This window comes from Halobacillus sp. AWH4_228 (assembly GCF_056158365.1).
The window spans coordinates 193,188-217,500 of record NZ_JBSWTE010000001.1 but is presented as its reverse complement, the minus strand read 5'-3'; the positions used below and the strand labels follow the sequence as shown (position 1 = coordinate 217,500).

Here is a 24,313-nt window from a genome sequence, read left to right as displayed (position 1 = left end):
CTGATTTCACACTGCCAAGAAAAGCCTCTAATGAGGAAAGAGGTGCCCGTACCGCAAACCGACACAGGTAGGCGAGGAGAGTATCCTAAGGTGAGCGGGAGAACTCTCGTTAAGGAACTCGGCAAAATGACCCCGTAACTTCGGGAGAAGGGGTGCTCCTCTGCCGAGGAGCCGCAGTGAAAAGGCCCAAGCGACTGTTTACCAAAAACACAGGTCTCTGCGAAGCCGTAAGGCGAAGTATAGGGGCTGACACCTGCCCGGTGCTGGAAGGTTAAGGGGATGCGTTAGCTTATGCGAAGCGTTGAACCGAAGCCCCAGTAAACGGCGGCCGTAACTATAACGGTCCTAAGGTAGCGAAATTCCTTGTCGGGTAAGTTCCGACCCGCACGAAAGGTGCAACGACTTGGGCACTGTCTCAACGAGAGACCCGGTGAAATTATACTATGTGTGAAGATGCACATTACCCGCGACAGGACGGAAAGACCCCGTGGAGCTTTACTGCAGCCTGATATTGAATGTTGGTACAGCTTGTACAGGATAGGTAGGAGCCTTGGAAACCGGAGCGCCAGCTTCGGTGGAGGCGCTGGTGGGATACTACCCTTGCTGTACGGACATTCTAACCCAGGACCGTAATCCGGTCCGGAGACAGTGTCAGGTGGGCAGTTTGACTGGGGCGGTCGCCTCCTAAAGAGTAACGGAGGCGCCCAAAGGTTCCCTCAGAATGGTTGGAAATCATTCGCAGAGTGTAAAGGCACAAGGGAGCTTGACTGCGAGACCTACAAGTCGAGCAGGGACGAAAGTCGGGCTTAGTGATCCGGCGGTACCGTATGGAAGGGCCGTCGCTCAACGGATAAAAGCTACCCCGGGGATAACAGGCTTATCTCCCCCAAGAGTCCACATCGACGGGGAGGTTTGGCACCTCGATGTCGGCTCATCGCATCCTGGGGCTGTAGTCGGTCCCAAGGGTTGGGCTGTTCGCCCATTAAAGCGGTACGCGAGCTGGGTTCAGAACGTCGTGAGACAGTTCGGTCCCTATCCGTCGTGGGCGTTGGAAATTTGAAAGGAGCTGTCCTTAGTACGAGAGGACCGGGATGGACACACCGCTGGTGTACCAGTTGTTCCGCCAGGAGCATCGCTGGGTAGCTACGTGTGGTCGGGATAAGTGCTGAAAGCATCTAAGCATGAAGCCCCCCTTGAGATGAGATTTCCCTCTGCTTCGAGCAGATAAGATCCCTCAGAGACGATGAGGTTGATAGGTCCGAGGTGGAAGCGTGGTGACACGTGGAGCTGACGGATACTAATGGATCGATGACTTATCTATATATACTTCGTGAATGATGTTTCATCAATAGTTGTTTCCTTATCCAGTTTTGAGGGTTCACCTCAAACTTTATATCGATGTGGTGGTGAAGGCGAAGAGGTCACACCTGTTCCCATGCCGAACACAGCAGTTAAGCTCTTCAGCGCCGATGGTAGTCGGGTTTACCCCCGTGAGAGTAGGACGCTGCCACGTCACACAAAACCTTCAGGATTGTCCTGGAGGTTTTTTTCTATCTTTTTTTGCATGTACATAGACCTTGAAAGTATAAGATTCATAGTTTTGGACATACTAAGGCTGTAGCATTTAAATCGCACGGAAAGAGGGGGATAGCGATGAGTAGGAAAGATCGATGCAGCATTTGTGAGAGGAAAACCGACCAGGGATTATATTTATTGAAAATTTATATCTGCGAAGCCTGTGAATCAGAAATAAAAGACACACCGGCGGATGATCCGAAGTATGTGCATTTTGTGAAGAAAATGGCAGAGGCACAGAAGTCCATGATTCCCTCCTGACGAATGGTGACTTGTACCAACAATGATCTTGAAGTGGTTTGTCTTTACCAGTAGAAAAAGATCGCGGATTCTCAAGCCGTGCGGCCGGTGGATACCAAGGCTTCACTTACCAGACGGGCATCGCTGATGCTTGGAACATTATCAAATGATCATTTGAAAAGGAAGATTTTCTGTTAAACAGAAGGTCTTCTTTTTTTCTGTTTCAAATTTATAGAGGAAAGGGACAGACTTGCTCTTTAAACCCTGCAGGGGTCGGCAAATCTTCGGTGGATTGCCTGAGGAGGCGATCTCCGGTAGTGTGGAGGAAGAAGAAAGGATGGAGTGCGCGTGAATTTAAAATCGACGCCTCTTTATGAGGCGCTGCAGAAAAATAGAGAGAAAGAACCGATTTCTTTTCATGTTCCAGGTCATAAATACGGGCAGATATATAAGGGAGAGGATACCGGCTTTCTTGGACTGGATGCGACAGAAATCAGTGGATTGGACGATCTGCATGCTCCGGAGGGCGTCATACGCCAGGCGCAGGACCACGCGGCTCGTTTTTTTGGAAGTGAAGAGACGTTTTTCCTCGTGAATGGTACGACGGTTGGAAATATGGCGCTCCTCTTAACAGTCTGCGGGCCGGGTGATGAAATCATCGTGCAGCGGAACTGTCATAAATCTGTTCTGAATGGTATAGAACTGGCGGGAGCAAAACCGGTATTCATTGCCCCTGAATATGAGGAGGATACGGGCCGCTACAGCCGGGTCACACCATCGTCTATCCAAAAAGCGCTCGACCAATATCCGGACAGCCGTGCTGTTTTTTTAACCTATCCCGATTATTTCGGCCGGACGTATCCTTTAAGAGAGATCGCTTCCGTTGTCCACAGCCGGGATATTCCTCTGCTGATTGATGAAGCTCATGGTGTTCATTTTCATTTAGGACCTCCATTCCCGGAGCCGGCCTTAAAAGCGGGGGCCGACGCCGTCGTCCAGTCGGCCCATAAAATGGCCCCGGCGATGACGATGGCTTCTTACCTGCATATAAAGGGGTGCCGCGTCTCTTCTGCCCGTCTGCGCCACTACCTGCAGATGCTTCAATCAAGCAGTCCTTCCTATCCATTGATGGCGAGTCTTGATCTGGCAAGGGATTACTTACAGCAGTGGTCTACAGAGGATCGGAAAACGCTTGTTTCTTTCATTAAGGATGTGCGGGCGGTATTTGAAGGTTATCCGGAGCATTGGCGTGTTCTTCCCGTCACTCCTTGGGACGATACAATGAAGATCATTCTTGAGCCTGAGACGAACACAGGCTTTGCTGTAGCTGATGTATTGGAAAAGCAGGGACTGGTCCCCGAGATGGCTTCAACGGACCAGGTGCTGCTCGTGTTAGGGCTGGAGCCTTATTTTTCCTTGGCTAACTTAAAGAAACAACTGGCTTTCGTCGATAACAAATTAAAAAAGACGGAAAACCATGCTACAATAAAGCAAGATCAAATATCGTTTCCACCTATTCAAACATTGGAATGGAGTTATTCGGAGATGAGGGACAAACCGGTCGTTCTTATGGACTGGAACGAAGCGGAAGGACAGGCAGCCGCCGAAGCCATCATCCCTTATCCACCCGGAATCCCTTTGATACTCAAAGGGGAACGCCTTTCCAGTACACATATCCAGGCCGTCCACTCTTTGGTGGAGAAGGGCGCACGTTTTCAGAACTTAGATATGGCAACAGGGGTGCGAGTGTTTAAAGGAGAATGATTGTGAAGGGATTGTTTGTAACATTTGAAGGCGGCGATGGGGCTGGAAAGTCATCCATGCTGAAAGAAATCGCCGCTGAACTTCGGAGTGAGGGATACCCGGTCATGGAAACTAGGGAACCGGGTGGAATCCGTATTGCAGAAAAAATTAGAGAAGTCATCCTGAATCCGGACCATACAGAAATGGATGCACGGACAGAGGCACTGTTGTATGCAGCAGCCCGGAGGCAGCACCTTGTTGAAAAGGTTTTACCCGCTTTAGAGAAAGGGAGCATTGTATTGTGTGACCGTTTCGTCGATTCCAGTCTGGCCTACCAGGGTGCTGCCCGGGGGCTTGGTATGGAAGAGGTCTATCAAATCAATGAGTTTGCGATAGAAGACTGCATGCCGGACCTGACTCTGCTGTTTGATATAAACCCGGAAGAGGGTCTCGACAGGATTGCACAGAACAAAGGACGGGAACAGAACCGTCTCGATTTAGAACATCTTGCTTTTCACAAAAAAGTCCACGAGGCTTATGAGGAACTTGCCGCACGCAGTAAAGACCGTATTCAAATCATTGATGCCGGCCGGTCGTTCGACGAAGTGAAAAAGGACGCCTCAAGAATTCTACGTGCGTCCTTACCCTCATAATCCTTCCGCGATTTGTTATAATAGGAGAAAACACCCAAACAGGAGGGCTGTTCTCATGAAAATGATTATTGCGGTCGTCCAGGATAAGGACAGCAGCCGTTTAAATGATGCGTTATCCAAAAATGACTTTAAAACAACTAAACTTTCGACCACCGGTGGTTTTCTCAGGGAAGGAAATACGACATTCATGATCGGCTGTGAAGATGATCACGTCGATCGTGCCCTCGATATCATCAGGGAAAATTGCAGCCAGCGCGAACAGATGGTGGCACCGATTTCTCCAATGGGGGGGAATGCCGACTCGTACATTCCGAAACCTGTGAAGGTGGAAGTTGGAGGAGCGACGGTGTTCATCTTACCTGTCGATTCCTTTTTCCATTTTTAAGAGGCTCTTATGAAAATCAATCAGGATATAAGAGCAAATGTGGAAGGCCCTGTTAAAAACACAGGAAAGATACCTCAGGGAAACCGGACGTTCGGTACGATCATCCAGACCCAGACTCAGCAGCTGCAGCAGAATCAGCTGGACCGGCTTGTGGAGACGATTACGGCCCAGGGGGAACGCGTTGCGCGCTCCCGTTCCTTCAGGGATCTTGCTAAATATAAACGTCTCATCAAGGATTTCATTAAAGAATCCGTGCAGTACGGCACAAACCTCAAGCAGTCCCAGCAATGGAGTCCTCATGGACAGACGCGCAGGCTTACGCTCATTGAAACCATTGATGAGCAGCTTCTGGAACTTACGGAAATGGTGATGGATCAGGAGAAGCGTTCGGTCGACCTGCTTGGATTGATGGGTGAAATGAAAGGTCTGCTGATTAATCTTTACACATAAGGACGGTATGTACATGCAGACGTGGCAGGATATGAAACAATTACAGCCGTTAGCGGCTCAGATGCTGGTCAACAGCTTCAAGAAAGACCGCATCTCCCACGCCTATCTATTTCAGGGAGATCGCGGCACTGGAAAAAAAGAAATGAGTTTACTATTTGCGAAAAGTATTTTCTGTAAAAATAAAGACGGGGCGGAACCGTGTCAGAACTGCCGCGACTGCCACCGTATCGATTCGGGGAACCACCCCGATCTGCACTGGATAGAACCGGATGGACAGTCTATTAAAAAAGACCAGATCCTTCATCTGCAAAAGGAATTCACATACACAGGACTGGAGTCCAACCGTAAAGTCTATATCATTGTGGATGCAGAAAAAATGACCGTCAACGCGGCGAACCGCCTGTTGAAGTTCCTCGAGGAGCCGAGCCGGCAGACAACCGCGATGCTGTTAACGGAAAACGGCGCCACGATTCTGGATACTATCCGATCCAGATGCCAGCTGCTGGCTTTTCAACCACTCCAGGCGCATATCATGGAGAAAAAATTAATTGAAGAAGGCGTTTCCAACTCAAACGCCCGCCTGCTTGCGGCTTTGACGAATAACATGACGGAAGCACTGGAGATGAATGAGGATGAGTGGTTTGCGAATGCTAGAAAAATAGTGATACAATTAATTGAAGTGCTTCAAAACAAACCAAATGAAGGACTTTTGTTTATCAACCATCAATGGATGCCTCACTTTAAGGAACGCACCCAGCTGCAGCGCGGTCTTGACGTGCTCATACTCTGGTTTCAGGATATGATCCATCAACTTTTGGACCGGGAAGATTCGATCGTTTTCATTTCAGAGAAAGAGAAATTGAACCAGTCGGTCATGAGGTGGTCACGACAGTCGGCAGCCAGAGGTCTTTCCAGCATTCTTGAGGCAAAACGAAAGATAAATCAAAATGTCCATCCTAATTTAGTGATGGAACAACTTACCCTTCAACTACAGAGGTGATGATCGTATGATCGAAGTTGTAGGTGTCCGATTTAAACAAGCCGGTAAGGTCTACTACTTTGATCCAGGTGGACTGCGTATGACGACGGAAGACTACGTCATTGTGGAAACGGTCCGCGGGATTGAATTCGGAAAAGTTGTCATTGCTAATAAATCCATAGATGAAGAAGATGTGGTGTTACCTCTTAAGAAAGTGATCCGCATGGCGGATGACAAGGATAAACTCACCGTGGATGAAAACAAAGACAATGCTCAAAAAGCCTACCAGGTTTGTGTGAAAAAAATCCGTGAACATAAATTGGACATGAATCTTGTCGATGTTGAATATACATTTGATCGCAATAAAGTGATCTTTTATTTTACTGCCGATGGACGCGTCGATTTCCGGACACTCGTCAAGGATCTCGCGTCTGTTTTCAAAACGAGAATCGAGCTTAGACAGATCGGTGTCCGTGACGAAGCCAAGATGCTCGGCGGCATCGGTCCCTGCGGAAGAATGCTCTGCTGTTCTACGTTCCTCGGGGATTTCGAGCCAGTATCTATTAAAATGGCCAAAGACCAGAATCTGTCGCTCAACCCAGCCAAAATTTCAGGCCTCTGCGGCCGCTTGATGTGCTGTCTGAAGTACGAAAATGATGATTATGAAAATGCGAAAAAAGAGCTTCCGGATCTCGGTGAGAATATATCAACTTCTTATGGGAAAGGCAGAGTGGTCGGTCTCAACATGCTTGAACGCATGGTTCAGGTTGAATTCCGCGAGAAGGAACGTGTATTGGAGTATTCCCTTCAGGAACTGATTGATGAAGGCGTCCTTCAAACCGAAGCCTCAGAATAAAAGGGTGAAGTCGACCGTGAATAAGAAAGCCATTTTTGAACAAGTATCCCATTTCGAAAGCCAGATCGGCGAGTTGTATGAACAGCTTGGAGATCTGAAAAAGCAGCTGGCCTATCTATTGGAAGAGAACCAGCATTTATCGCTTGAGAATCATCATCTGCGGCAGCGGTTGGAAAAGGAAAATGAGAAACAGGAGACCCCTTCCTCACCCTCGTCGAAACAGGACAAAGGCACGGTCGTCGGAGAAGGCTATGATAATCTGGCCAGACTCTATGAAGAAGGCTTTCATATTTGTAATCTGCATTTCGGCAGCCCGAGAGACGAGGATTGCTTGTTCTGCCTATCATTTTTGAATAAAAAGAAATAAATCCAGGTCCAGGCCCTTTCCTTGCTCGTTCGAGGAAGGGCTCTCTTTATATCGGAAAGAAAGGAAACAGACGGATGGTACAATTGAAAGATGATGAACGAATCGATGATTTATTAGCCAAGGAAGAACGGAGGATTATCCAAAGCCCGAGCGCTTTTGCCTTTTCGCTCGATGCTGTTCTGCTTGCCGACTTTACTTACGTACCGAAAACAAGAGGAAAGATTCTCGACTTGTGTACGGGAAACGGGGTCATTCCGTTGTTTCTATCCACACGCTCTTCCGTACCCATAACTGGAGTGGAAATCCAGGAGCGTCTGCATGATATGGCGGTTCGGAATGTTGAATTGAATGAACTCGGTGATCAGCTTCAGATGATCCATGGGGATTTGAAGGAGATGCCGGCCTATTACGGTAATAACAAGTTCGATCTGGTCACCTGCAATCCTCCTTATTTTCCAACACCCAAAACAGAGGAACATAACTTGAATGAATACCTGGCTGTCGCCCGCCATGAGATTCACTGTACTCTTGAGGATGTAGTATCTGCATGCAGCCGGCTTGCAAAATCCGGTGGGAAAGTATCCATGGTGCATCGGCCGGACCGGCTTGTGGAGATTATCCAACGTTTCAAAGCCCATAAGCTGGAGCCGAAGCGGATGCGGCTTGTCTACCCGAAAGCAGGGAAGGAAGCGAACATCCTTTTGATTGAAGGGGTGCGGGACGGTCGTCCTGGATTGAAAATCCTTCCGCCATTCTATGCGCTTCAGGAAGATGGCGGTTACACCGATGAACTGAAGGATATTCTAAATGGACGGTAGTCATTATGTCTATATGCTTCGTTGTGGGGACGGGAGCCTTTATACCGGGTATACGAATAACCTCGAGCTCCGTCTGCAGAAGCATCGGGAAGGAAAAGGAGCTAAATATACCAGGGGCCGGGGACCGCTCGTACTGGAAGCGTGGCAGTGTTATGATCATAAAAGAGAAGCCCTCCAGGAGGAATACCGTTTAAAGCGGATGGCCAGAACGAAAAAAGAAATATGGATTGAACAGCGGAAGGAGGAAGCTGGTGAAAATTCAAAAGAGCTTTAATGAACATCCAACAGGTACCCTTTATATTGTACCTACACCAATCGGGAATCTGGAGGATATGACGTACCGGGCTGTATCCACCTTAAAGGGTGCTGATATGATTGCGGCAGAAGATACCCGGAATACAAGAAAGCTGCTGAATCATTTCGATATTCACACATCGTTGGTCAGCTATCATGAGCATAACAAATACACCAAGGGATCTCAGCTGGTCGAACAGCTGCAGGCAGGGCAGACCATTGCTCTTGTCAGCGATGCGGGGATGCCGGGGATTTCAGACCCGGGTACAGATCTTGTGGCTGAAGCGGTGGAGGAGGACGTTCCAGTCGTTGTTCTTCCAGGGGCGAATGCCGCCCTCCCAGCCTTGGCCGGGTCCGGTTTACCGACGGATGAATTTTACTTTTGTGGCTTTCTGCCACGTAAAAAGAAAGACAGGGCAGCTGTATTGGGACGTCTGAAACCTTATGGAGCGACGTTGATCTTTTATGAATCTCCTCATCGTCTGAAGGAAATGCTCGCGCATATGAATGAGGAGTTCGGAGCAAGAAGAGCATCGCTCGTGCGGGAATTGTCCAAGCGTTTTGAAGAATATATACGCGGGACCCTTCCTGAACTCGCCCAGTGGGCTGAGGACGAGGACCTGCGTGGGGAATTCTGCATCATTATAGAAGGCTCTTCAGAAGAGGAAAAGCAGGAGGAGGCATGGTGGGCGGGGATTTCCCTGATTGACCATGTGGACCACTACATCGAGAAAGAACAGATGAAAAGCAAGCAGGCGATTAAACAGACCGCCCTGGACAGAGAACTTCCAAAACGGGATGTTTATCAGGCTTATCACGTCATCCAGGATGAATAGATATAAGAAAATCCCTTACTGTCAGGCCTGTCCAGTAAGGGATTTGTTTTGGAGCATATGTCAGACTGATTATCTCTCTATTCGCTAACCAGTGATTGTCGTCGTCTTTTGTTTATCTCTTTTTTTATTTAAGGTTGTCCTGAAGTTCGTTAAGAAGCATTTGAGCGCCTTCTTTACTTAGAACAAGGTTGCCGTTGGCCAGTTTCATGTTGTCGTCTGAAACTTCACCAGTAATATGACAAGTCATATTCGGCTTATACTTCTTGAGAACGATGCGGTCATCGTCCACGTAAATTTCTAATGCGTCTTTTTCATTGATCCCCAGTGTGCGGCGAAGTTCGATCGGAATCACAACGCGACCAAGCTCGTCCACCTTACGTACAATACCTGTAGATTTCATTTTTCTATCTCCCCTCAATCAAAAGTTTGATCGTCATGTTTCGACATATGTCTCGACATAATAGTACCAACCATTCCCAGACGTGTCAATTACTAAAAAAGGTGCAGAGATTTCCATATCCCTATACGAGGTGAGGTATATAAAATGGGGGAGAGGAGTGATTTCCGCAGGCCTGATTTCCTCTTCTCCATTTATATCGGTTCCAAAAATGGATAGTTTATCCACTTCGGTTATATATGTCCTATTTTACCACGGTATTTACAGATGTGAAGCACTAATGTGTGCTTCTTTTGACAGTTTTACACAACTTTCGGTATATTTTAATGTTAGGAATGGAAATAAAAGAAATAAATCGATAGAATGATACCATGACCTTTCATGGCGTTAGGATGATTTTTTAAGGAGGGAACAGGATGCCAGAGGAAAAGAATACGTTCTATATTACAACACCAATCTATTACCCGAGTGGTAATCTGCATATTGGACATGCCTATACAACGGTGGCCGGCGATGCGATGGCCCGTTATAAGCGCCTGCGGGGGTACGATGTGATGTACCTGACAGGGACGGATGAGCACGGACAGAAGATTCAGCGGAAAGCCGAGGAAAAAGGGGTTTCGCCACAGGAGTACGTCGACGATATCGTCAGCGGAATCAAGCAGCTGTGGGATAAGCTGGATATTACGTATGATGATTTTATCCGTACGACACAGGACCGCCACAAAGTGGTCGTGGAGAAAATTTTCGACTATTTAATGAAAAAAGGGGATATCTACCTCGACGAATATGAAGGATGGTACTGTACATCGTGCGAGTCCTTCTTCACAGAACGCCAGCTTGATGAAGGGCACTGCCCGGACTGCGGCGGTGAAGTGGAGAAAGTTAAAGAGGAGTCCTACTTCTTCAAAATGAGCAACTACGTGGATCAGCTTCTTGACTTTTATGAGAAGAATCCAACGTTCATTCAGCCGGAAAGCCGGAAGAATGAAATGATCAACAACTTCATTAAACCAGGACTTGAAGATCTGGCGGTTTCCCGGACGACCTTCGATTGGGGAATCGGCGTGCCGGGTAATGAAAAACACGTCATTTACGTGTGGATTGATGCCTTGAGTAACTACATTACAGCCCTCGGTTATGGTACGGATGATGATACACGCTATCAGAAATACTGGCCGGCCGATGTCCAGCTGGTAGGGAAGGAAATTGTCCGTTTCCATACGATTTACTGGCCGATCATGCTGATGGCGCTGGATCTTCCGCTTCCGAAAAAAGTGTTCGCCCACGGATGGATTTTGATGAAGGACGGCAAGATGTCCAAATCAAAAGGGAATGTCGTCGACCCGGTTAAGCTCAGTGACCGCTATGGTCTTGACGCCCTGCGTTACTATCTGCTTCGCGAAGTACCGTTCGGATCTGATGGCGTCTTCACTCCGGAAGCGTTCGTAGAGCGGACCAATTATGACCTGGCCAATGATCTTGGCAACCTGTTGAACCGTACAGTGGCCATGATCAGCAAATACTTTGATGGACAGATCCCGGCGCTTACACTGGCTGAGGATACCTTTGATGAAAGCCTGGAAAGTCTTGCCCGTGAAACGCTTGACGGCGTCGAAGATTCGTTGGAAAATATGGAGTTCTCCGTTGCGCTTTCCACGTTGTGGAAGTTCATCAGCCGTACGAACAAGTACATTGATGAAACGCAGCCATGGGTGCTTGCGAAAGATGATACGAAACGGGAGCGTCTCGGAAATGTCATGGCGCACCTGGCCGAAGCCCTCCGTCATACTGCAGTGATGCTGCAGCCATTCCTGACGCAGACACCGGACCGGATTTTCCAACAGCTTGGCTTGAATGAAGAGCGTTTCAAGTCATGGGAAAGCCTTGCAGAGTTCGGATTGATTCCAGCAGGAACGACTGTTCAAAAAGACGAGCCGATTTTCCCGCGTCTTGACGCAGAGGAAGAGACGCAGATCATTAAAGATATGATGAAGCAGCCGGCTCCGAAGGAAGAAGAGAAAAAGGAAGCTCCAGCCGATCTTGCTGATGAAGTGACGATTGAGGACTTCGCCAAACTCGACTTCCGCGTAGCTGAAGTTTTGAAAGTCGACAAAGTGAAAAAAGCGGATAAACTGCTGAAAATCCAGCTCGATCTTGGCTTTGAGCAGCGTCAGGTTGTCTCAGGCATTGCCGAACACTATTCACCAGAGGAACTCGTTGGTAAGAAAGTGATCTGTATTGCCAACCTGAAGCCGGTGAAACTGCGCGGTGAATTGTCCCAGGGGATGATTCTTGCCGGTGAAGACAATGGAAAGCTTGCTCTAGCTTCTGTCGATCAGACCTTGAGCAATGGCACAAAAGTGAAATAACACAGGACTAAAAAGGGAAAGCTCTAATCAGCGCTTTCCCTTTTCCAATGAAAAAAGAAAGGCGGGACAACGATGCTTTTTGATACACACGTTCATTTGAATGCCGATCAATTTGAAGAAGACCTTGAGGAAACGATCCAAAGGGCACGCGAAGCTGGTGTGACGTATATGACTGTCGTCGGTTTTGACAGAAAGACGATTCCGAAGGCACTGGAAATTGCGGAATCGGATGAGAATATCTATGCGGCTGTGGGGTGGCACCCGGTCGATGCGGTCGATATGACTGATGAAGACCTGGCCTGGATTGAAGAGCTGACTTCTCATCCGAAAGTAGTGGCTCTCGGCGAAATGGGACTCGACTACCACTGGGATAAATCGCCGGCTGATGTGCAGAAGGACGTCTTCCGGAAGCAGATCAGGCTGGCGAAAAAAGTCAAGATGCCGATCATCATTCACAACCGGGAGGCAACGGAGGATATTGTGCAGATCCTGAAAGAGGAGAACGCAGCAGAAGTCGGTGGGATTATGCACTGTTACAGCGGACCAGTGGAAACTGCTCAGGAATGCATCGATATGAATTTCCTGATCTCCCTGGGCGGACCTGTGACATTTAAGAATGCCAAGCTTCCGAAAGAAGTCGCCAAAGCCGTTGATTTAAAGCATATGCTTGTGGAGACGGACTGTCCGTTTCTAGCTCCTCATCCAAATCGAGGCAAACGGAACGAACCGGCTTACGTAAAGCTTGTAGCCGAACAGGTCGCTGAATTGAAGGGGATCTCTTATGAAGAGGTCAGCCGTGTCACGACAGAGAATGCCTTGTCCTTCTTTGGTATTTCCCATTCGTAATGGAGGACTTTGGTCATAATATTACAGCTGTTTGAGAATTGTATGGGAATTGTAACATGCCTGTTATGTTATTCATCTGGGCATAAATGCATAATGGAGGAGTCAGTGATTGTCATCTGACTCCTCCATTTTATTTAAAGGGGAGTTAGTTGACATCATTTTGTCACTTGAATACAATGGAACGCGTGCTTAAGAGAGGGGGCCTTTAGGATGAATAGAAAAGAAATTGTAAAAAAAGCTGTCAGTCAAACGACTTTCTGGGCTGTATTATCTGTTATCCTGGCATCCGCCTTTTTAGTGACCGTTACCTATGAAGCGACCAAGGCTTCTGTCCAGGTGACTCAGAACGGAGAAAAAGAATTGATTCGTACTCATGCGGATACGGTAGAGGAATTATTGTCTGATCTGGACGTTTCCATACAATCGCATGATGAATTATCACATAAATTATCTGATTCAGTTGAATACGGAATGGATGTTGAATACATAGCATCAAAATCGGTTCACCTGGCCATCGATGGCGGGGAAAAGAAAGACTATTATACAACGGCAGCTACTGTCGGAGAGTTTTTCAAGGAGAATGATCTGGAATTCAAGGAACACGATCAGCTGTCCCACCAATCCAGTGAGCATCTCGCTGATGGCATGAGTATTGAGGTCGCTGAAGCCTTTCAAGTTACGTTGAATGATGGCGGAGACGAGGAACATATATGGACGACACCTTCCACTGTGGAAGAATTATTGAAAGAACAGGGAATTGAACTCGATGACCTGGATGAATTGAACGTTGATGCGGATGCATGGGTATCTGCGGATACACCGCTGGAAATCACGCGGGTGGAAAAGGTGACCGACATTGTCGAAGAAGAAACGGATTATTCGGTTGAAGTGAAAAAGGACGACTCCCTTCCGAAAGGGGAGCGCAAGGTGCTGGAAGACGGGCAGGAAGGTCTTGTGACGAAGGAGTATGAAGTTACGATTGAAAATGGCGAAGAGGTCAGCCGTGAGCTTGTAGAAGAGACGGTCGATCAGGAAAGCCGAAGGGAAATCGTAGCGCTTGGTACAAAAGTGGATGAACCCACACCACAGCCTGTGTTGGCAGCCTCCACTTCAGATGCTGAAAAAGACACAGACTCTTCCCGCGAAGTTGTGCAGACATCTGCCAACGTTTCAAAAAGCAGTCCGGAAACAAGCCGTGAAAAAGAATCGAGTCAAACGATGCGGATGCACGCTACAGCGTACACGGCGGAGTGTGCCGGATGCTCGGGCGTAACAGCAACGGGAATTGATTTAAATGAAAACCCTGATAAGAAAGTCGTAGCTGTCGATCCGGACGTCATTCCGCTGGGCAGCCGTGTCTGGGTGGAAGGCTATGGAACTGCCATTGCAGGAGATACGGGTGGAGCAATCAATGGGAAACGGATTGACCTTCATGTCTCTTCCAAGAGCGAAGCTTACAACTTTGGTTCAAAAACGGTACAAGTGAAAATACTGGATGAGTGAAGACAGCAGAGGAACCTTTCCTCTGCTTTTTTCCGTGTATAGACTCATGGTATGCTAGGGAGAGGTTTATAAACGGACGTGCAGGGAGGATATACCATTGAAAATTAAAGAGGTCATTGTCGTTGAAGGAAGAGACGACACGGCCAAAATTAAACGGGCCGTGGATGCAGATACCATTGAAACGAACGGATCGGCTATTGATGAAGAGGTGCTGACACGCATCAAGCATGCGCAGGAGAAGCGGGGCATCATTATTTTTACGGACCCCGATTATCCGGGAGAGCGGATCCGTCATATCATTGCGCAGAAGATTCCGGACTGCAAGCACGCCTTCCTTCCGAAGCATCAGGCCAGAGCGAGGCAGGATAAAGGGATCGGAATAGAGCATGCTTCCATTACGGACATTCAAACAGCTTTAAGCGCTGTCTATGAGCTGATGGATGAGAAGGCAGGGGAAATTTCAAAGCAGGATCTGATCGACCTTGGTTTGATCGGAGGCCCGCATTCTGCTGACTTAAGAGAAAAGATAGGCATGGACTTAAACATAGGCAAAACCAATGGAAAGCAGCTGCTCCGCCGGTTGAATATGTTTCATATCACCCGCCGGCAGCTTGCTGAAAGTATAGATAGAATCAATCAGGAGGAAAGCTATGAACAGTAAAGCGGTTGCGACACCATCACGTACAAAGGAAATACTCGGGAAGTATGGATTTTCGTTTAAGAAAAGCCTCGGCCAGAACTTTCTTATCGACGTAAACATTCTGAAGAATATTATTGAAGAGGCTGGTATTCATGAAGAGGCAGGAGCCATTGAAATCGGTCCGGGAATCGGAGCGCTTACAGAACAATTGGCCCGTCATGCCGATCGTGTCGTAGCCTTTGAAATTGATCAGCGTCTGCTTCCGATCTTGGAAGATACACTGAGTCCATATGATAATGTGCATGTCATCAATCAGGATATTCTTCAAGCCGACGTAGAACAGGTCATTCAGGAACAGTTCAAGGAAGGACAGCCGGTCAGGGTTGTCGCCAATCTTCCTTATTACATTACGACGCCTATTCTGATGAAGCTGTTGATGAGTCATCTGCCGATTGACAGCATAACCGTCATGATCCAAAAGGAAGTGGCCGACCGTATGGCCGCCGAACCGAACACGAAGAGTTATGGATCGTTGTCGATTGCTGTCCAGTACTATACAACAGCGGCCGTAGCCCTGACTGTTCCTAAGACCGTCTTTATGCCGCAGCCGAACGTGGATTCTTCTGTCCTGCACCTGGAGATGCGTGATCAGCCTCCGGTCCAGGTGGAAGATGAAGACTTTTTCTTTGATGTGGTCAAAGCCACTTTCGGGCAGCGCAGGAAAACGTTGATGAATAACCTGGCCCGTCATTTCAAGGGCCGCATGGATAAGAGTGAACTGCGGACCCGCCTGGATGAAGCCGGCATTGATCCTTCCCGCCGCGGAGAATCCTTGTCGATGGAAGAGTTTGCAGCTCTTGCGAATGAGTTGTATAAGTAAGACACAAAGCCCATCTTTTCACATACACTAATGTAGTGCTTAGAGTAAGGTGGGGAAGAAATGATATCAAATGGAGACCTCGTTACGAGGAAGTCTTATCAGCACGATGTAATTTTCCGTGTGAAAGAGAAATCCTCTTCCGTCGTCCAGTTGATGGGTGAACATATCCGTCTCGAGGCGGACGCCCCGCTGGATGATGTGGAAGAAGTCACAGGCGCGGAGTACCACCGTAGAAAAAGCCGTGTAGAGGAACAGGAAGCCTTTTCCTACCGCTTATTCAGACAGGATTACCGGCTGTTAAGGGAACAGCGGGAAGCGGATGCAGGAAGTGGATACGGAACCGATGAAGAAACGAGCTATTTTCAAATCCCGCCGCGTATCCTCCATATTGATGGGGACCCGTTGTTTTTAAAAAAATGCATTGCCTTATATGAACAGCTTGGCCTGCAGGTACACGGACAGTATCTCCATGAGAAGGAAATGCCTCACCAAGTCCTGCCTTTAATAGAAAAAGTTCATCCGGAAATCGTCGTATTAACGGGACATGACTCGTATTCGAAAGCGAAAGGTCCGGTCAGGGAACTGGAATCGTACCGCCATTCCAAGTATTTTGTCGAAGCGGTGAGGAACATCAGGCGCAGCTACCCTAATTTCGATCAGCTGGTCGTATTTGCTGGAGCCTGTCAGTCGCACTTTGAATCGATCATCCGTGCCGGGGCCAATTTTGCGAGCTCACCATCCCGGGTGAACATCCACGCCATTGACCCTGTGTATGTAGCAGCCAGAGTGGCATATACGTCGTTCAAGGATCATATTAATATATGGGAGGTTATCCGCAACACCATCAGTGGTCAGGATGGGCTTGGCGGAATAGAGACGAAGGGACTTCTTCGGATCGGCATCCCCTATACGAAAAACCAGGAAGAATTATAGCCGTTGTTTCCAACAAACAACGGCTATTCACTTTTGGGATGGCCCGACGTGTCGTCATCCTTTGTTTCGAATCATCCGGCACTGGATTCCTGCTGATTCAATCCCGCAGAAATGCCGCAAAAAACTACATACTTTTCCTACTTATGGATAACCTAACCAAGAGTAATTATTTATATCATTCTGTTGCAATGTTTTCGATCAGTTGGTATAATTGATAACTTTATTTGACTTTGTCCATAGTCTGTGGTATTCTTATAAACAGTGAGGTGGAGTGCAGTGGCTAAAACGTTAGGTGAAATTAAGCAGTCCCTAGAAGGACAGATTGGTAAACGACTAACTTTGAAAGCAAACGGCGGGCGCCGCAAGACGATTGAGCGTTCCGGTGTTTTAGCAGAAACTTATCCTGCGGTTTTCATTGTCGAGCTTGACCAGGAAGAAAATGCATTTGAACGTGTATCATACAGCTATGCAGATGTACTTACAGAGACAGTCGAACTGACCTTTGATGACCTTAAGACTTTGGCCCTTGAGCAGTGAACCTTCCGTTTGCTGCTTTTTTATTTTGCCTTCATGACGGAAAGCCATTCGTCAGCCTACAGCAGGCGGCTTTATTGTAGAAGTTCCTGCCAGTATTGTATAGAACTACCGGTTTTCCGGTGAGTGGTTTGGCACATACTAACGTTGTCGTAGCTGAGTGAAAGCGAAAGGAGCTGAGAACGATGGGACGTAAGCGCAGCATGATGTCCGATTCGTTTAAAGAAGAGATCGCGAAGGAACTTGGGTTTTACGACAAGGTACAGAAAGATGGCTGGGGCGGCATCTCTGGGCGCGATGCCGGCAACATGGTCAAACGGGCGATACAAATGGCAGAAGAACAAATGGTGAAAAACCAAAACTGAACGTTCCCCTTGATGCCGGGCATCAAGGGGTTTTACAGGTTTGTCTGTTTTACAGGTCCTTCTTCCTCTTCCAGGTGCGAAATATGGTACAATGCTTTCAGATAATCCAGAAGAAGAGGTGCTTATATGCAGATTTTAGAAAAAGCTCCTGCCAAGATAAATTTGTCCTTAGATGTTTTACATAAACGACCGGACGGCTTCCATGAAGTTGAAATGGTGATGACGACCGTTGATTTAGCGGATCGTATCCAGCTGACGCTTCTACGTGAACCTGTCGTAAGAGTGGAATCTGAAAGCCGCTTTGTTCCGAATGATGAACGAAACCTTGCCTACCGGGCGGCAAAGCTGATCCAGGATCGTTTCCGTGTAAAAAAAGGTGTGCATATTCATATTGAAAAAAACATTCCCGTTGCGGCTGGTCTTGCCGGGGGAAGCAGTGACGCAGCGGCTGTCCTGCGCGGAGTGAACCGGATGTGGGGACTCGGCCTGTCTATGGATGAACTGGCCGTCCTTGGTGCTGAAATCGGTTCGGACGTGTCGTTCTGTGTTTACGGAGGAACAGCACTTGCGACCGGTCGTGGTGAAAAAATTCAATCACTGCCGGCTCCGCCGCCATGCTGGGTCGTCCTTTCGAAGCCGACTATCGGCGTATCGACCCAGACGGTTTATCAGAACCTGGATCTTAAAGGGGCGCTTCATCCTGATACCACGGCGATGGTTGAGTCACTGAAGGTTGGAGATTACGACGGGATCTGCTCTCATGTCGGCAATACACTGGAAGGTGTCACTCTCGGTCTTCATCAGGAAGTCGGCCAGATCAAGGAGCAGATGAAGCAGGCAGGAGCGGACGCTGTGCTCATGAGCGGAAGCGGACCGACCGTGTTCTGTCTTGTCGATCAGGATGCCCGTGCCCAGCGGATTTACAACAGCCTGAAAGGGTTCTGTACGGAGGTTTATATGGTAAGGATGCTTGGTTACCGGGAAACCACTTGATAAATTCCGTACATATTTGTTATATTTAACTAAAATATTCGGATTTTGAGGTGTCCTTACTATGAAAAGAAGTGAAAGGCTCGTTGCGATGACGCATTTTATCCTGGACCAGCCGAGAACGTTGATTTCCCTCCCCTATTTCTCAGAAAAGTACGGAGCGGCCAAGTCTTCCATCAGTGAAGACCTTGGCATCATTAATAAAATGTTCCAGCATGAGGGGATCGGGTATTTGGAAACGATATCCGGTGCCGCCGGAGGAGTGAAGTACATTCCTGTATTCTCTGAAGATTACAGCCGCACGTTCGTGAATCAGCTCTGTGATCGTCTGGAGGATCCGGAACGTCTGCTTCCCGGAGGGTATTTGTTTATGAGTGATATACTCGGGGACCCGGAGACGACGAGGAATATCGGCCGGATGTTCGCCTCCGCCTTCCGTGATAAAGGCGTTGACGTCGTCATGACGGTGGCAACCAAAGGGATTCCTTTAGCCTATGCCGTCGCTTCGTATTTGAACGTCCCAGTCGTCATTGCCCGCCGTGATCCTAAAATATCAGAAGGTTCCACCGTGAGCATCAACTATGTATCAGGCTCCACCCGTAAAATCCAGACCATGGTGCTGACGAAGCGTTCTCTCCAGGAAGGATCCAGAGTCTGCATCATCGATGACTTTATGAAAGCGGGCGGAACCATCAACGGCATGCGGAACCTGTTAAAAGAATTCAACGCAGAACTTGCCGGCATCGGCGTCCTCGCAGAAGCGGAAGATGAAGAGGAGGACCGGGTGGTGGAAGAATATTTATCCCTCGTCCAGATCGTCAATGCGGACGACCGCCGTTCAACCATCGAAGTCCGTCCGGGCAATCTGCTTGAAAATATCTAACCTTTTCCAAAGCTCTCATTCTTTCGTATGAGGGCTTTTTTTATGGCCGGAAAACCATCGGAGAGCCTGGAGTTCATCGAATATAAAAATTTTTTAGAAAACAGGCAGGAATTTTTCCCGTTTTGTGGAATTTGTGTTACATAAGTTCTTTTGGATAAAAAAGGTGGTGAAATTAATGGAAGTAACTGACGTAAGACTGCGACGCGTGAATACCGATGGAAGAATGCGAGCAATTGCTTCTATTACCTTGGACCAGGAATTTGTTGTCCATGACATACGGGTGATTGATGGCAACAACGGATTGTTTGTGGCGATGCCGAGCAAACGGACTCCGGATGGAGAGTTCCGTGATATTGCACACCCGATCAATTCAGGTACACGTGGAAAGATCCAGGACGCTGTACTTGAAGCCTATCACCAGGCTGGTGAAGAAGAAGGAGCAGAGGTGGAATTCGAAGAAGCCGGGGCCTCCTGATACTTAGGGAACAACAAGAGTCTAACCGATGCGGTTAGGCTCTTTTTTCTGTTCTGGTAAAACCTTCATGCATTGTCCTATATTGTTGAAAATACCCTTGGATTAAGATATGATTCAAAGTGGATAATTAGGATGGAGGTTCTTTCATGACGAATCGATATGCCGTCGTACTGGCAGCTGGACAAGGGACACGTATGAAATCGAAACTGTACAAGGTTCTGCACCCTGTATGTGGGAAACCGATGGTTCAGCATGTCGTCGACCAGTTGAATACATTAGATCTAAGTGAATTGATTACAGTTGTAGGATTTGGAGCGGAAAAAGTTCAGGAACAGCTTGGTTCGGACAGTCATTATGTCGTCCAGAAAGAACAGCTGGGCACAGGCCACGCCGTTCAACAGGCCGATGACATCCTTGCTGATAAAGAAGGAACGACTGTTGTCGTCTGTGGTGATACGCCTCTATTGACAGCTGAAACCCTTCAGAAACTTCTCGATCATCACGAAGCGCAGAACGCAAAAGCCACCATTTTAACGGCTCACGCGGATGACCCTCATGGATATGGACGGGTCATCCGTGGCGGAAACGGCCAGGTGGAACGTATTGTTGAGCAGAAGGATGCATCAGAAGATGAACAGGCGATTCAGGAAATCAATACAGGAACGTACTGCTTTGATAATGCTCTGCTTTTTGACGCACTGAAAAATGTTTCCAATGACAACGTCCAGGGAGAGTATTACCTTCCGGATGTAGTTGAAATTCTTAAAGACCGCGGAGAAACAATCAGTGCCTATCAGACACCGGAATTCTCTGAATCACTCGGAGTCAACGACCGTGTAGCTCTGGCAAAAGCAGAAAAATTAATGAAAGCACGCATTAACGAGAAACATATGAGAAATGGTGTCAGCTTGATCGATCCGGATCAGACGTATATCGGTCCGGATGTCACCATCGGACAGGATGTCACCATCTATCCGGGGACCGTCATTGAAGGAACGACAACGATTGAAAATGATGCTGTCGTCGGTCCTCATACGACAATCAGCAGCTGTCACGTCGGAGCGGAAACGACGATCAAGCAGAGTGCGGCTTCGGACAGCCGGATTGGAAACCGTGTGCAGATCGGGCCGTTCGCCCATATCCGACCGCAGTCTGATCTCGGCAATGATGTAAAAGTCGGTAATTTTGTTGAAGTGAAAAAAGCCTCCTTCGGAGATGGAAGCAAAGCCTCCCACCTCAGCTACATCGGAGATGCAGAAGTGGGAAGCGGTGTGAACATCGGCTGCGGTACAATTACTGTCAACTACGATGGTCAGAACAAGCATTTGACGACAATCGAAGATGATGCCTTCATCGGATGCAACTCCAATCTGATTGCACCGGTGACGGTCGGCCGTGGATCCTACGTGGCGGCCGGATCCACCATCAATCAGGACGTCCCGTCAGAGGCACTGTCTATTGCCCGTTCAAGACAGACGAACAAAGAGGGCTATGCTAATAAAATGAAATCGATCAAAAAAGATTAACGGAGGGTAACATCCATGCCAACTGGATATAAAGATTCAAAACTGAAAGTATTCTCGCTTAACTCGAACCCGGGCCTTGCGAAGGAAATAGCGGACAACATTGGAGTGGAACTTGGGAAATGTACAGTTACAAGCTTCAGTGACGGAGAGATTCAAATCAATATCGAAGAAAGTATCCGCGGCTGCGATGTCTATATCGTCCAATCGACCTGCGAGCCTGTCAACCAGCACATCATGGAACTGTTGATTATGATCGATGCTCTGAAGCGTGCATCTGCCCGTACTATCAATGTCGTTATGCCTTACTACGGTTATGCCCGTCAGGATCGTAAGGCCCGTGCCCGTGAGCCGATTACGGCCAAATTGATTGCCGATCTGCTTGAAACAGCCGGAGCTTCCCGTGTCCTGATGCTGGATCTGCACGCACCGCAGATCCAAGGGTTCTTCAACCTGCCGATCGATCACCTTGTCGGAGTCCCTATTCTTTCTGATTACTTTGAAGAGAAGAATTTTGATGATGTCGTCATCGTATCCCCGGACCACGGTGGTGTAACCCGTGCCCGTAAAATGGCCGACCGTCTGAAGGCTCCGATTGCGATTATCGATAAACGCCGTCCAAGACCGAACGTCGCGGAAGTGATGAACATTGTCGGAAACATCGAAGGAAAGACGGCCATTCTGATCGATGACATCATCGATACAGCGGGGACCATCACCCTCGCTGCCAATGCGCTCGTGGAAAACGGAGCGACAGAGGTTTACGCGTGCTGTACGCACCCTGTCCTATCCGGACCTGCGATTGACCGGATTGAGAACTCTAAAATTAAAGAATTGGTCGTGACCAATACCATCCCGCTCGGCGAAGAAAAAGCGAGCGAAAAGATTACGGAACTTTCCGTAGCCGGCTTGATCAGTGAAGCGATCATCCGTGTCCACGAACGCCAGTCCATCAGCATACTATTCGATTAATTTACGAAAATACGTTTAGCTCTTTGTTTTAATGGGAAACTTTTATTAATGATTGGTAAATTAATGGAGGTTGATTATTTTGGCTATTACGTTGAAAGCGAAACAAAGACAAAATCTCAAACAATCCGTCACGCGTGAACTGCGTCAGGAGGGAAGTATCCCAAGTGTTGTTTACGGAAATGACAAAGAACCGATCACGGTTGCTGTTAACAGCATAGAGTTACTTAAAACTGTTCGTGATGAAGGGAAGAACGCAATCATTTCCCTGAATATCGAAGGTAAAGATACAGTTGATGTGATGCTGCATGACTATCAGGTGGATCCTTTGAAAGATGAATTGATCCATGCCGACTTTTATGTCGTGAACATGTCCCAGGAGATGGATGTGGAAGTACCGGTTCGTCTGGAAGGAGAAGCCGCCGGCAGCAAAGAGGGCGGTGTCGTTCAGCAGCCGCTTTATGACCTTGCCGTTCGTGCAAAACCTGCGGATATTCCGGAAGAAATCGTCGTGGATATCTCTGAATTGAACATCGGTGACAGCGTGATGGTGAGTGATCTGAAATCTTCCCGTAATTATGAAATTACAGAAGATGACAATACGACCATTGTTTCCGTAACACCACCGGAAGAAATGCCGGAGGAAGAACCGGAACCATTGGATGTTGATGCGGATCCAGAAGCGTCCGAAGAGAAATTCGAGGACGAAAAAGCTGGAACGGATGAAGCGAAACAGTAAAACAGGATCCCATGGATCAAGGGGCGCGGCCATAGAGGCCCGCCCCTTTTCTGTGTTTAGGAACGATGGAAAAGGGGATGGTAGGAATACATCGGCCTTTCCAGCGTGTTTTGACATTATTTTTGATTCAGCTTTGCTATAATAGATGGTAATAGAGAAAAAGGGAGTTCATTATGAAATGTATTGTTGGTCTCGGCAACCCGGGAAAGAAGTATGACCGGACCCGTCACAATGCCGGGTTTATGGTGCTTGATGAATGGGCGGAACGCAACAACTGGTCATTCAGTCAAAAGAAATTCAATGGCTTATATACAATGGAGCGTATGGATGGCGAAAAAGTGGTGCTTCTGAAGCCACAGACTTATATGAATTTGTCAGGAGAGTCGCTGAGACCGCTGATGGATTATTATAATCTGGATGTGGAGGATATCCTTGTCGTCTACGATGACCTTGATCTTCCCCCTGGCAAAATCCGCCTGCGCAAAAAAGGCGGCCACGGAGGTCACAACGGCATCCGCAGTATCATCGACCATCTCGGAACGAAGGAGTTCAAACGGCTTCGTGTCGGCGTAGGACGTCCGGAAGGCTCCAAAACCGTCATCGATCATGTGCTCGGAACGTTCACAAAAGAAGAGGTCCCTCACGTTGAAGACAGTATCGATTACGCTGTGAAGGCGTGTGAGGCATGGGTCGGTCAGACCTTTGACGAAGTGATGAATACGTACAATATGAAATGACACCTGTTTACTTCTGAGTTCGTATAACGGACCACAAGGACGGTAACACTATCTACCATCACCCCTTCAAGGAGGATGGACATGAAAATACGATACTTCTGCCGTCATTGTGAGAATCAGGTTGGAGAATTAGATGCAGCACACGTGGATGTTTCTCAACTAGGGTTTGATCTGTTGAATGATCAGGATCAGGAACAGATGGTTCATATGACCGCTGATGGCGGTATGAATATACGGACGATCTGTGACTCGTGTAAAGAATCATTGGACGAACATCCACATTACCATGAACTGGACCATTTTATTCAGTAAATCCCGACCCCCAGCTTTT

28 protein-coding genes and 2 rRNA genes (1 of these 30 running past the window's edge) are annotated in these 24,313 nt (G+C 47.9%); 29 read left to right on the top strand and 1 reads right to left on the bottom strand.

Annotation, left to right across the window (positions count from 1 at the left end):
* The 13 genes from ACXADP_RS01220 to rsmI all read left to right on the top strand — a co-directional run.
* Positions 1-1,321, top strand: a 23S ribosomal RNA gene (locus ACXADP_RS01220); it begins 1,596 nt to the left of the window's first position.
* A 78-nt stretch (positions 1,322-1,399) separates the two neighbouring features.
* Positions 1,400-1,513: ribosomal RNA gene (gene rrf / locus ACXADP_RS01215) — 5S ribosomal RNA — on the top strand.
* A gap of 140 nt (positions 1,514-1,653) precedes the next feature.
* Positions 1,654-1,836, top strand: coding sequence for a sigma factor G inhibitor Gin (locus ACXADP_RS01210; RefSeq protein WP_474970183.1), 183 nt, complete (start codon positions 1,654-1,656; stop codon positions 1,834-1,836).
* Positions 1,837-2,163: 327 nt separating this feature from the next.
* On the top strand, positions 2,164-3,579 hold the full coding sequence (locus ACXADP_RS01205) for an aminotransferase class I/II-fold pyridoxal phosphate-dependent enzyme (protein WP_474970620.1): 1,416 nt from the start codon (positions 2,164-2,166) through the stop codon (positions 3,577-3,579).
* 2 nt (positions 3,580-3,581) lie between these two features.
* Complete coding sequence (gene tmk, locus ACXADP_RS01200; protein ID WP_474970185.1) at positions 3,582-4,211, top strand: dTMP kinase; 630 nt, start codon at positions 3,582-3,584, stop codon at positions 4,209-4,211.
* A gap of 55 nt (positions 4,212-4,266) precedes the next feature.
* Positions 4,267-4,596 carry a cyclic-di-AMP receptor gene (locus ACXADP_RS01195; RefSeq protein WP_474970186.1) on the top strand — a complete coding sequence of 110 codons (330 nt, stop codon included), beginning with the start codon at positions 4,267-4,269 and terminating at the stop codon, positions 4,594-4,596.
* A 9-nt stretch (positions 4,597-4,605) separates the two neighbouring features.
* On the top strand, positions 4,606-5,046 hold the full coding sequence (locus ACXADP_RS01190) for a YaaR family protein (RefSeq protein WP_474970187.1): 441 nt from the start codon (positions 4,606-4,608) through the stop codon (positions 5,044-5,046).
* Between the two features lie 13 nt (positions 5,047-5,059).
* Positions 5,060-6,046: a DNA polymerase III subunit delta' gene (gene holB / locus ACXADP_RS01185; RefSeq protein ID WP_474970188.1), complete on the top strand. Its 987-nt coding sequence runs from the start codon at positions 5,060-5,062 to the stop codon at positions 6,044-6,046.
* A gap of 7 nt (positions 6,047-6,053) precedes the next feature.
* The gene (locus ACXADP_RS01180; RefSeq protein ID WP_027953500.1) at positions 6,054-6,881 is read left to right on the top strand and encodes a PSP1 domain-containing protein; all 828 of its coding nucleotides are present in this window, start codon (positions 6,054-6,056) and stop codon (positions 6,879-6,881) included.
* 16 nt (positions 6,882-6,897) lie between these two features.
* Entirely contained in the window at positions 6,898-7,248 is a 351-nt protein-coding gene (yabA, locus tag ACXADP_RS01175; protein WP_474970189.1) for a DNA replication initiation control protein YabA, read from the top strand.
* 74 nt (positions 7,249-7,322) lie between these two features.
* The gene (locus tag ACXADP_RS01170; protein ID WP_474970190.1) at positions 7,323-8,066 is read left to right on the top strand and encodes a tRNA1(Val) (adenine(37)-N6)-methyltransferase; all 744 of its coding nucleotides are present in this window, start codon (positions 7,323-7,325) and stop codon (positions 8,064-8,066) included.
* Entirely contained in the window at positions 8,056-8,340 is a 285-nt protein-coding gene (locus ACXADP_RS01165) for a GIY-YIG nuclease family protein (protein WP_474970191.1), read from the top strand. Before ACXADP_RS01170 ends, ACXADP_RS01165 begins: the two co-directional genes overlap by 11 nt.
* Positions 8,318-9,196, top strand: a complete 879-nt coding sequence (gene rsmI, locus ACXADP_RS01160; RefSeq protein ID WP_474970619.1) for a 16S rRNA (cytidine(1402)-2'-O)-methyltransferase — start codon at positions 8,318-8,320, stop codon at positions 9,194-9,196. Before ACXADP_RS01165 ends, rsmI begins: the two co-directional genes overlap by 23 nt.
* 124 nt (positions 9,197-9,320) lie before the next feature.
* Here rsmI and ACXADP_RS01155 read toward each other — a convergent pair whose 3' ends face one another.
* The gene (locus ACXADP_RS01155; RefSeq protein ID WP_027953495.1) at positions 9,321-9,596 is read right to left on the bottom strand and encodes an AbrB/MazE/SpoVT family DNA-binding domain-containing protein; all 276 of its coding nucleotides are present in this window, start codon (positions 9,594-9,596) and stop codon (positions 9,321-9,323) included.
* Positions 9,597-10,009: 413 nt separating this feature from the next.
* Between ACXADP_RS01155 and metG the strand changes: the two genes are divergently transcribed.
* The 16 genes from metG to ACXADP_RS01075 all read left to right on the top strand — a co-directional run bounded on the left by metG (position 10,010) and on the right by ACXADP_RS01075 (position 24,294).
* The gene (gene metG / locus ACXADP_RS01150; protein ID WP_474970618.1) at positions 10,010-11,965 is read left to right on the top strand and encodes a methionine--tRNA ligase; all 1,956 of its coding nucleotides are present in this window, start codon (positions 10,010-10,012) and stop codon (positions 11,963-11,965) included.
* 72 nt (positions 11,966-12,037) lie between these two features.
* Entirely contained in the window at positions 12,038-12,811 is a 774-nt protein-coding gene (locus ACXADP_RS01145; RefSeq protein WP_474970194.1) for a TatD family hydrolase, read from the top strand.
* 210 nt (positions 12,812-13,021) lie between these two features.
* Entirely contained in the window at positions 13,022-14,314 is a 1,293-nt protein-coding gene (locus ACXADP_RS01140) for a ubiquitin-like domain-containing protein (RefSeq protein ID WP_474970195.1), read from the top strand.
* A gap of 97 nt (positions 14,315-14,411) precedes the next feature.
* A complete protein-coding gene (rnmV, locus tag ACXADP_RS01135; protein WP_474970196.1) occupies positions 14,412-14,975 on the top strand; it encodes a ribonuclease M5 in 564 nt (187 codons plus the stop codon).
* Positions 14,965-15,834, top strand: coding sequence for a 16S rRNA (adenine(1518)-N(6)/adenine(1519)-N(6))-dimethyltransferase RsmA (gene rsmA, locus ACXADP_RS01130; protein ID WP_474970197.1), 870 nt, complete (start codon positions 14,965-14,967; stop codon positions 15,832-15,834). The genes rnmV and rsmA overlap by 11 nt, the downstream gene beginning before the upstream one ends.
* Positions 15,835-15,894: 60 nt before the next feature.
* On the top strand, positions 15,895-16,767 hold the full coding sequence (gene yabG / locus ACXADP_RS01125; protein ID WP_027953489.1) for a sporulation peptidase YabG: 873 nt from the start codon (positions 15,895-15,897) through the stop codon (positions 16,765-16,767).
* Positions 16,768-17,043: 276 nt separating this feature from the next.
* Positions 17,044-17,304: a biofilm formation stimulator Veg gene (gene veg, locus ACXADP_RS01120; RefSeq protein ID WP_027953488.1), complete on the top strand. Its 261-nt coding sequence runs from the start codon at positions 17,044-17,046 to the stop codon at positions 17,302-17,304.
* 182 nt (positions 17,305-17,486) lie between these two features.
* Positions 17,487-17,666 carry a small, acid-soluble spore protein, alpha/beta type gene (locus ACXADP_RS01115; RefSeq protein WP_474970198.1) on the top strand — a complete coding sequence of 60 codons (180 nt, stop codon included), beginning with the start codon at positions 17,487-17,489 and terminating at the stop codon, positions 17,664-17,666.
* Positions 17,667-17,792: 126 nt separating this feature from the next.
* Complete coding sequence (ispE, locus tag ACXADP_RS01110) at positions 17,793-18,659, top strand: 4-(cytidine 5'-diphospho)-2-C-methyl-D-erythritol kinase (RefSeq protein WP_474970199.1); 867 nt, start codon at positions 17,793-17,795, stop codon at positions 18,657-18,659.
* Between the two features lie 61 nt (positions 18,660-18,720).
* Positions 18,721-19,539 carry a pur operon repressor gene (purR, locus tag ACXADP_RS01105; RefSeq protein ID WP_027953485.1) on the top strand — a complete coding sequence of 273 codons (819 nt, stop codon included), beginning with the start codon at positions 18,721-18,723 and terminating at the stop codon, positions 19,537-19,539.
* Between the two features lie 175 nt (positions 19,540-19,714).
* Positions 19,715-20,014 (top strand): septation regulator SpoVG, encoded by a 300-nt coding sequence (gene spoVG / locus ACXADP_RS01100; RefSeq protein WP_027953484.1) that lies wholly within the window; start codon positions 19,715-19,717, stop codon positions 20,012-20,014.
* 146 nt (positions 20,015-20,160) lie between these two features.
* On the top strand, positions 20,161-21,540 hold the full coding sequence (gene glmU, locus ACXADP_RS01095) for a bifunctional UDP-N-acetylglucosamine diphosphorylase/glucosamine-1-phosphate N-acetyltransferase GlmU (RefSeq protein WP_474970617.1): 1,380 nt from the start codon (positions 20,161-20,163) through the stop codon (positions 21,538-21,540).
* Positions 21,541-21,555: 15 nt separating this feature from the next.
* Positions 21,556-22,509, top strand: a complete 954-nt coding sequence (locus tag ACXADP_RS01090; protein WP_474970616.1) for a ribose-phosphate diphosphokinase — start codon at positions 21,556-21,558, stop codon at positions 22,507-22,509.
* 79 nt (positions 22,510-22,588) lie between these two features.
* Positions 22,589-23,245: a 50S ribosomal protein L25/general stress protein Ctc gene (locus ACXADP_RS01085; RefSeq protein WP_474970202.1), complete on the top strand. Its 657-nt coding sequence runs from the start codon at positions 22,589-22,591 to the stop codon at positions 23,243-23,245.
* A gap of 173 nt (positions 23,246-23,418) precedes the next feature.
* Positions 23,419-23,982, top strand: a complete 564-nt coding sequence (pth, locus tag ACXADP_RS01080; RefSeq protein ID WP_474970203.1) for an aminoacyl-tRNA hydrolase — start codon at positions 23,419-23,421, stop codon at positions 23,980-23,982.
* Positions 23,983-24,063: 81 nt separating this feature from the next.
* Positions 24,064-24,294, top strand: a complete 231-nt coding sequence (locus ACXADP_RS01075) for an anti-sigma-F factor Fin family protein (RefSeq protein ID WP_027953479.1) — start codon at positions 24,064-24,066, stop codon at positions 24,292-24,294.
* Positions 24,295-24,313 lie beyond the last annotated feature (19 nt).

Coding starts and splice junctions, on each gene's coding strand:
- ACXADP_RS01210 (WP_474970183.1), top strand. CDS start 1,654: ATGAGTAGGAAAGATCGATGCAGCATTTGTGAGAGGAAAACCGACCAG.
- ACXADP_RS01075 (WP_027953479.1), top strand. CDS start 24,064: ATGAAAATACGATACTTCTGCCGTCATTGTGAGAATCAGGTTGGAGAA.
- spoVG (WP_027953484.1), top strand. CDS start 19,715: ATGGAAGTAACTGACGTAAGACTGCGACGCGTGAATACCGATGGAAGA.
- ACXADP_RS01140 (WP_474970195.1), top strand. CDS start 13,022: ATGAATAGAAAAGAAATTGTAAAAAAAGCTGTCAGTCAAACGACTTTC.
- rsmA (WP_474970197.1), top strand. CDS start 14,965: ATGAACAGTAAAGCGGTTGCGACACCATCACGTACAAAGGAAATACTC.
- ACXADP_RS01145 (WP_474970194.1), top strand. CDS start 12,038: ATGCTTTTTGATACACACGTTCATTTGAATGCCGATCAATTTGAAGAA.
- ACXADP_RS01170 (WP_474970190.1), top strand. CDS start 7,323: ATGGTACAATTGAAAGATGATGAACGAATCGATGATTTATTAGCCAAG.
- pth (WP_474970203.1), top strand. CDS start 23,419: ATGAAATGTATTGTTGGTCTCGGCAACCCGGGAAAGAAGTATGACCGG.
- glmU (WP_474970617.1), top strand. CDS start 20,161: ATGACGAATCGATATGCCGTCGTACTGGCAGCTGGACAAGGGACACGT.
- ACXADP_RS01115 (WP_474970198.1), top strand. CDS start 17,487: ATGGGACGTAAGCGCAGCATGATGTCCGATTCGTTTAAAGAAGAGATC.
- ACXADP_RS01155 (WP_027953495.1), bottom strand. CDS start 9,596: ATGAAATCTACAGGTATTGTACGTAAGGTGGACGAGCTTGGTCGCGTT.
- metG (WP_474970618.1), top strand. CDS start 10,010: ATGCCAGAGGAAAAGAATACGTTCTATATTACAACACCAATCTATTAC.
- yabG (WP_027953489.1), top strand. CDS start 15,895: ATGATATCAAATGGAGACCTCGTTACGAGGAAGTCTTATCAGCACGAT.
- ACXADP_RS01090 (WP_474970616.1), top strand. CDS start 21,556: ATGCCAACTGGATATAAAGATTCAAAACTGAAAGTATTCTCGCTTAAC.
- ACXADP_RS01190 (WP_474970187.1), top strand. CDS start 4,606: ATGAAAATCAATCAGGATATAAGAGCAAATGTGGAAGGCCCTGTTAAA.
- ispE (WP_474970199.1), top strand. CDS start 17,793: ATGCAGATTTTAGAAAAAGCTCCTGCCAAGATAAATTTGTCCTTAGAT.
- ACXADP_RS01165 (WP_474970191.1), top strand. CDS start 8,056: ATGGACGGTAGTCATTATGTCTATATGCTTCGTTGTGGGGACGGGAGC.
- purR (WP_027953485.1), top strand. CDS start 18,721: ATGAAAAGAAGTGAAAGGCTCGTTGCGATGACGCATTTTATCCTGGAC.
- holB (WP_474970188.1), top strand. CDS start 5,060: ATGCAGACGTGGCAGGATATGAAACAATTACAGCCGTTAGCGGCTCAG.
- ACXADP_RS01180 (WP_027953500.1), top strand. CDS start 6,054: ATGATCGAAGTTGTAGGTGTCCGATTTAAACAAGCCGGTAAGGTCTAC.
- ACXADP_RS01195 (WP_474970186.1), top strand. CDS start 4,267: ATGAAAATGATTATTGCGGTCGTCCAGGATAAGGACAGCAGCCGTTTA.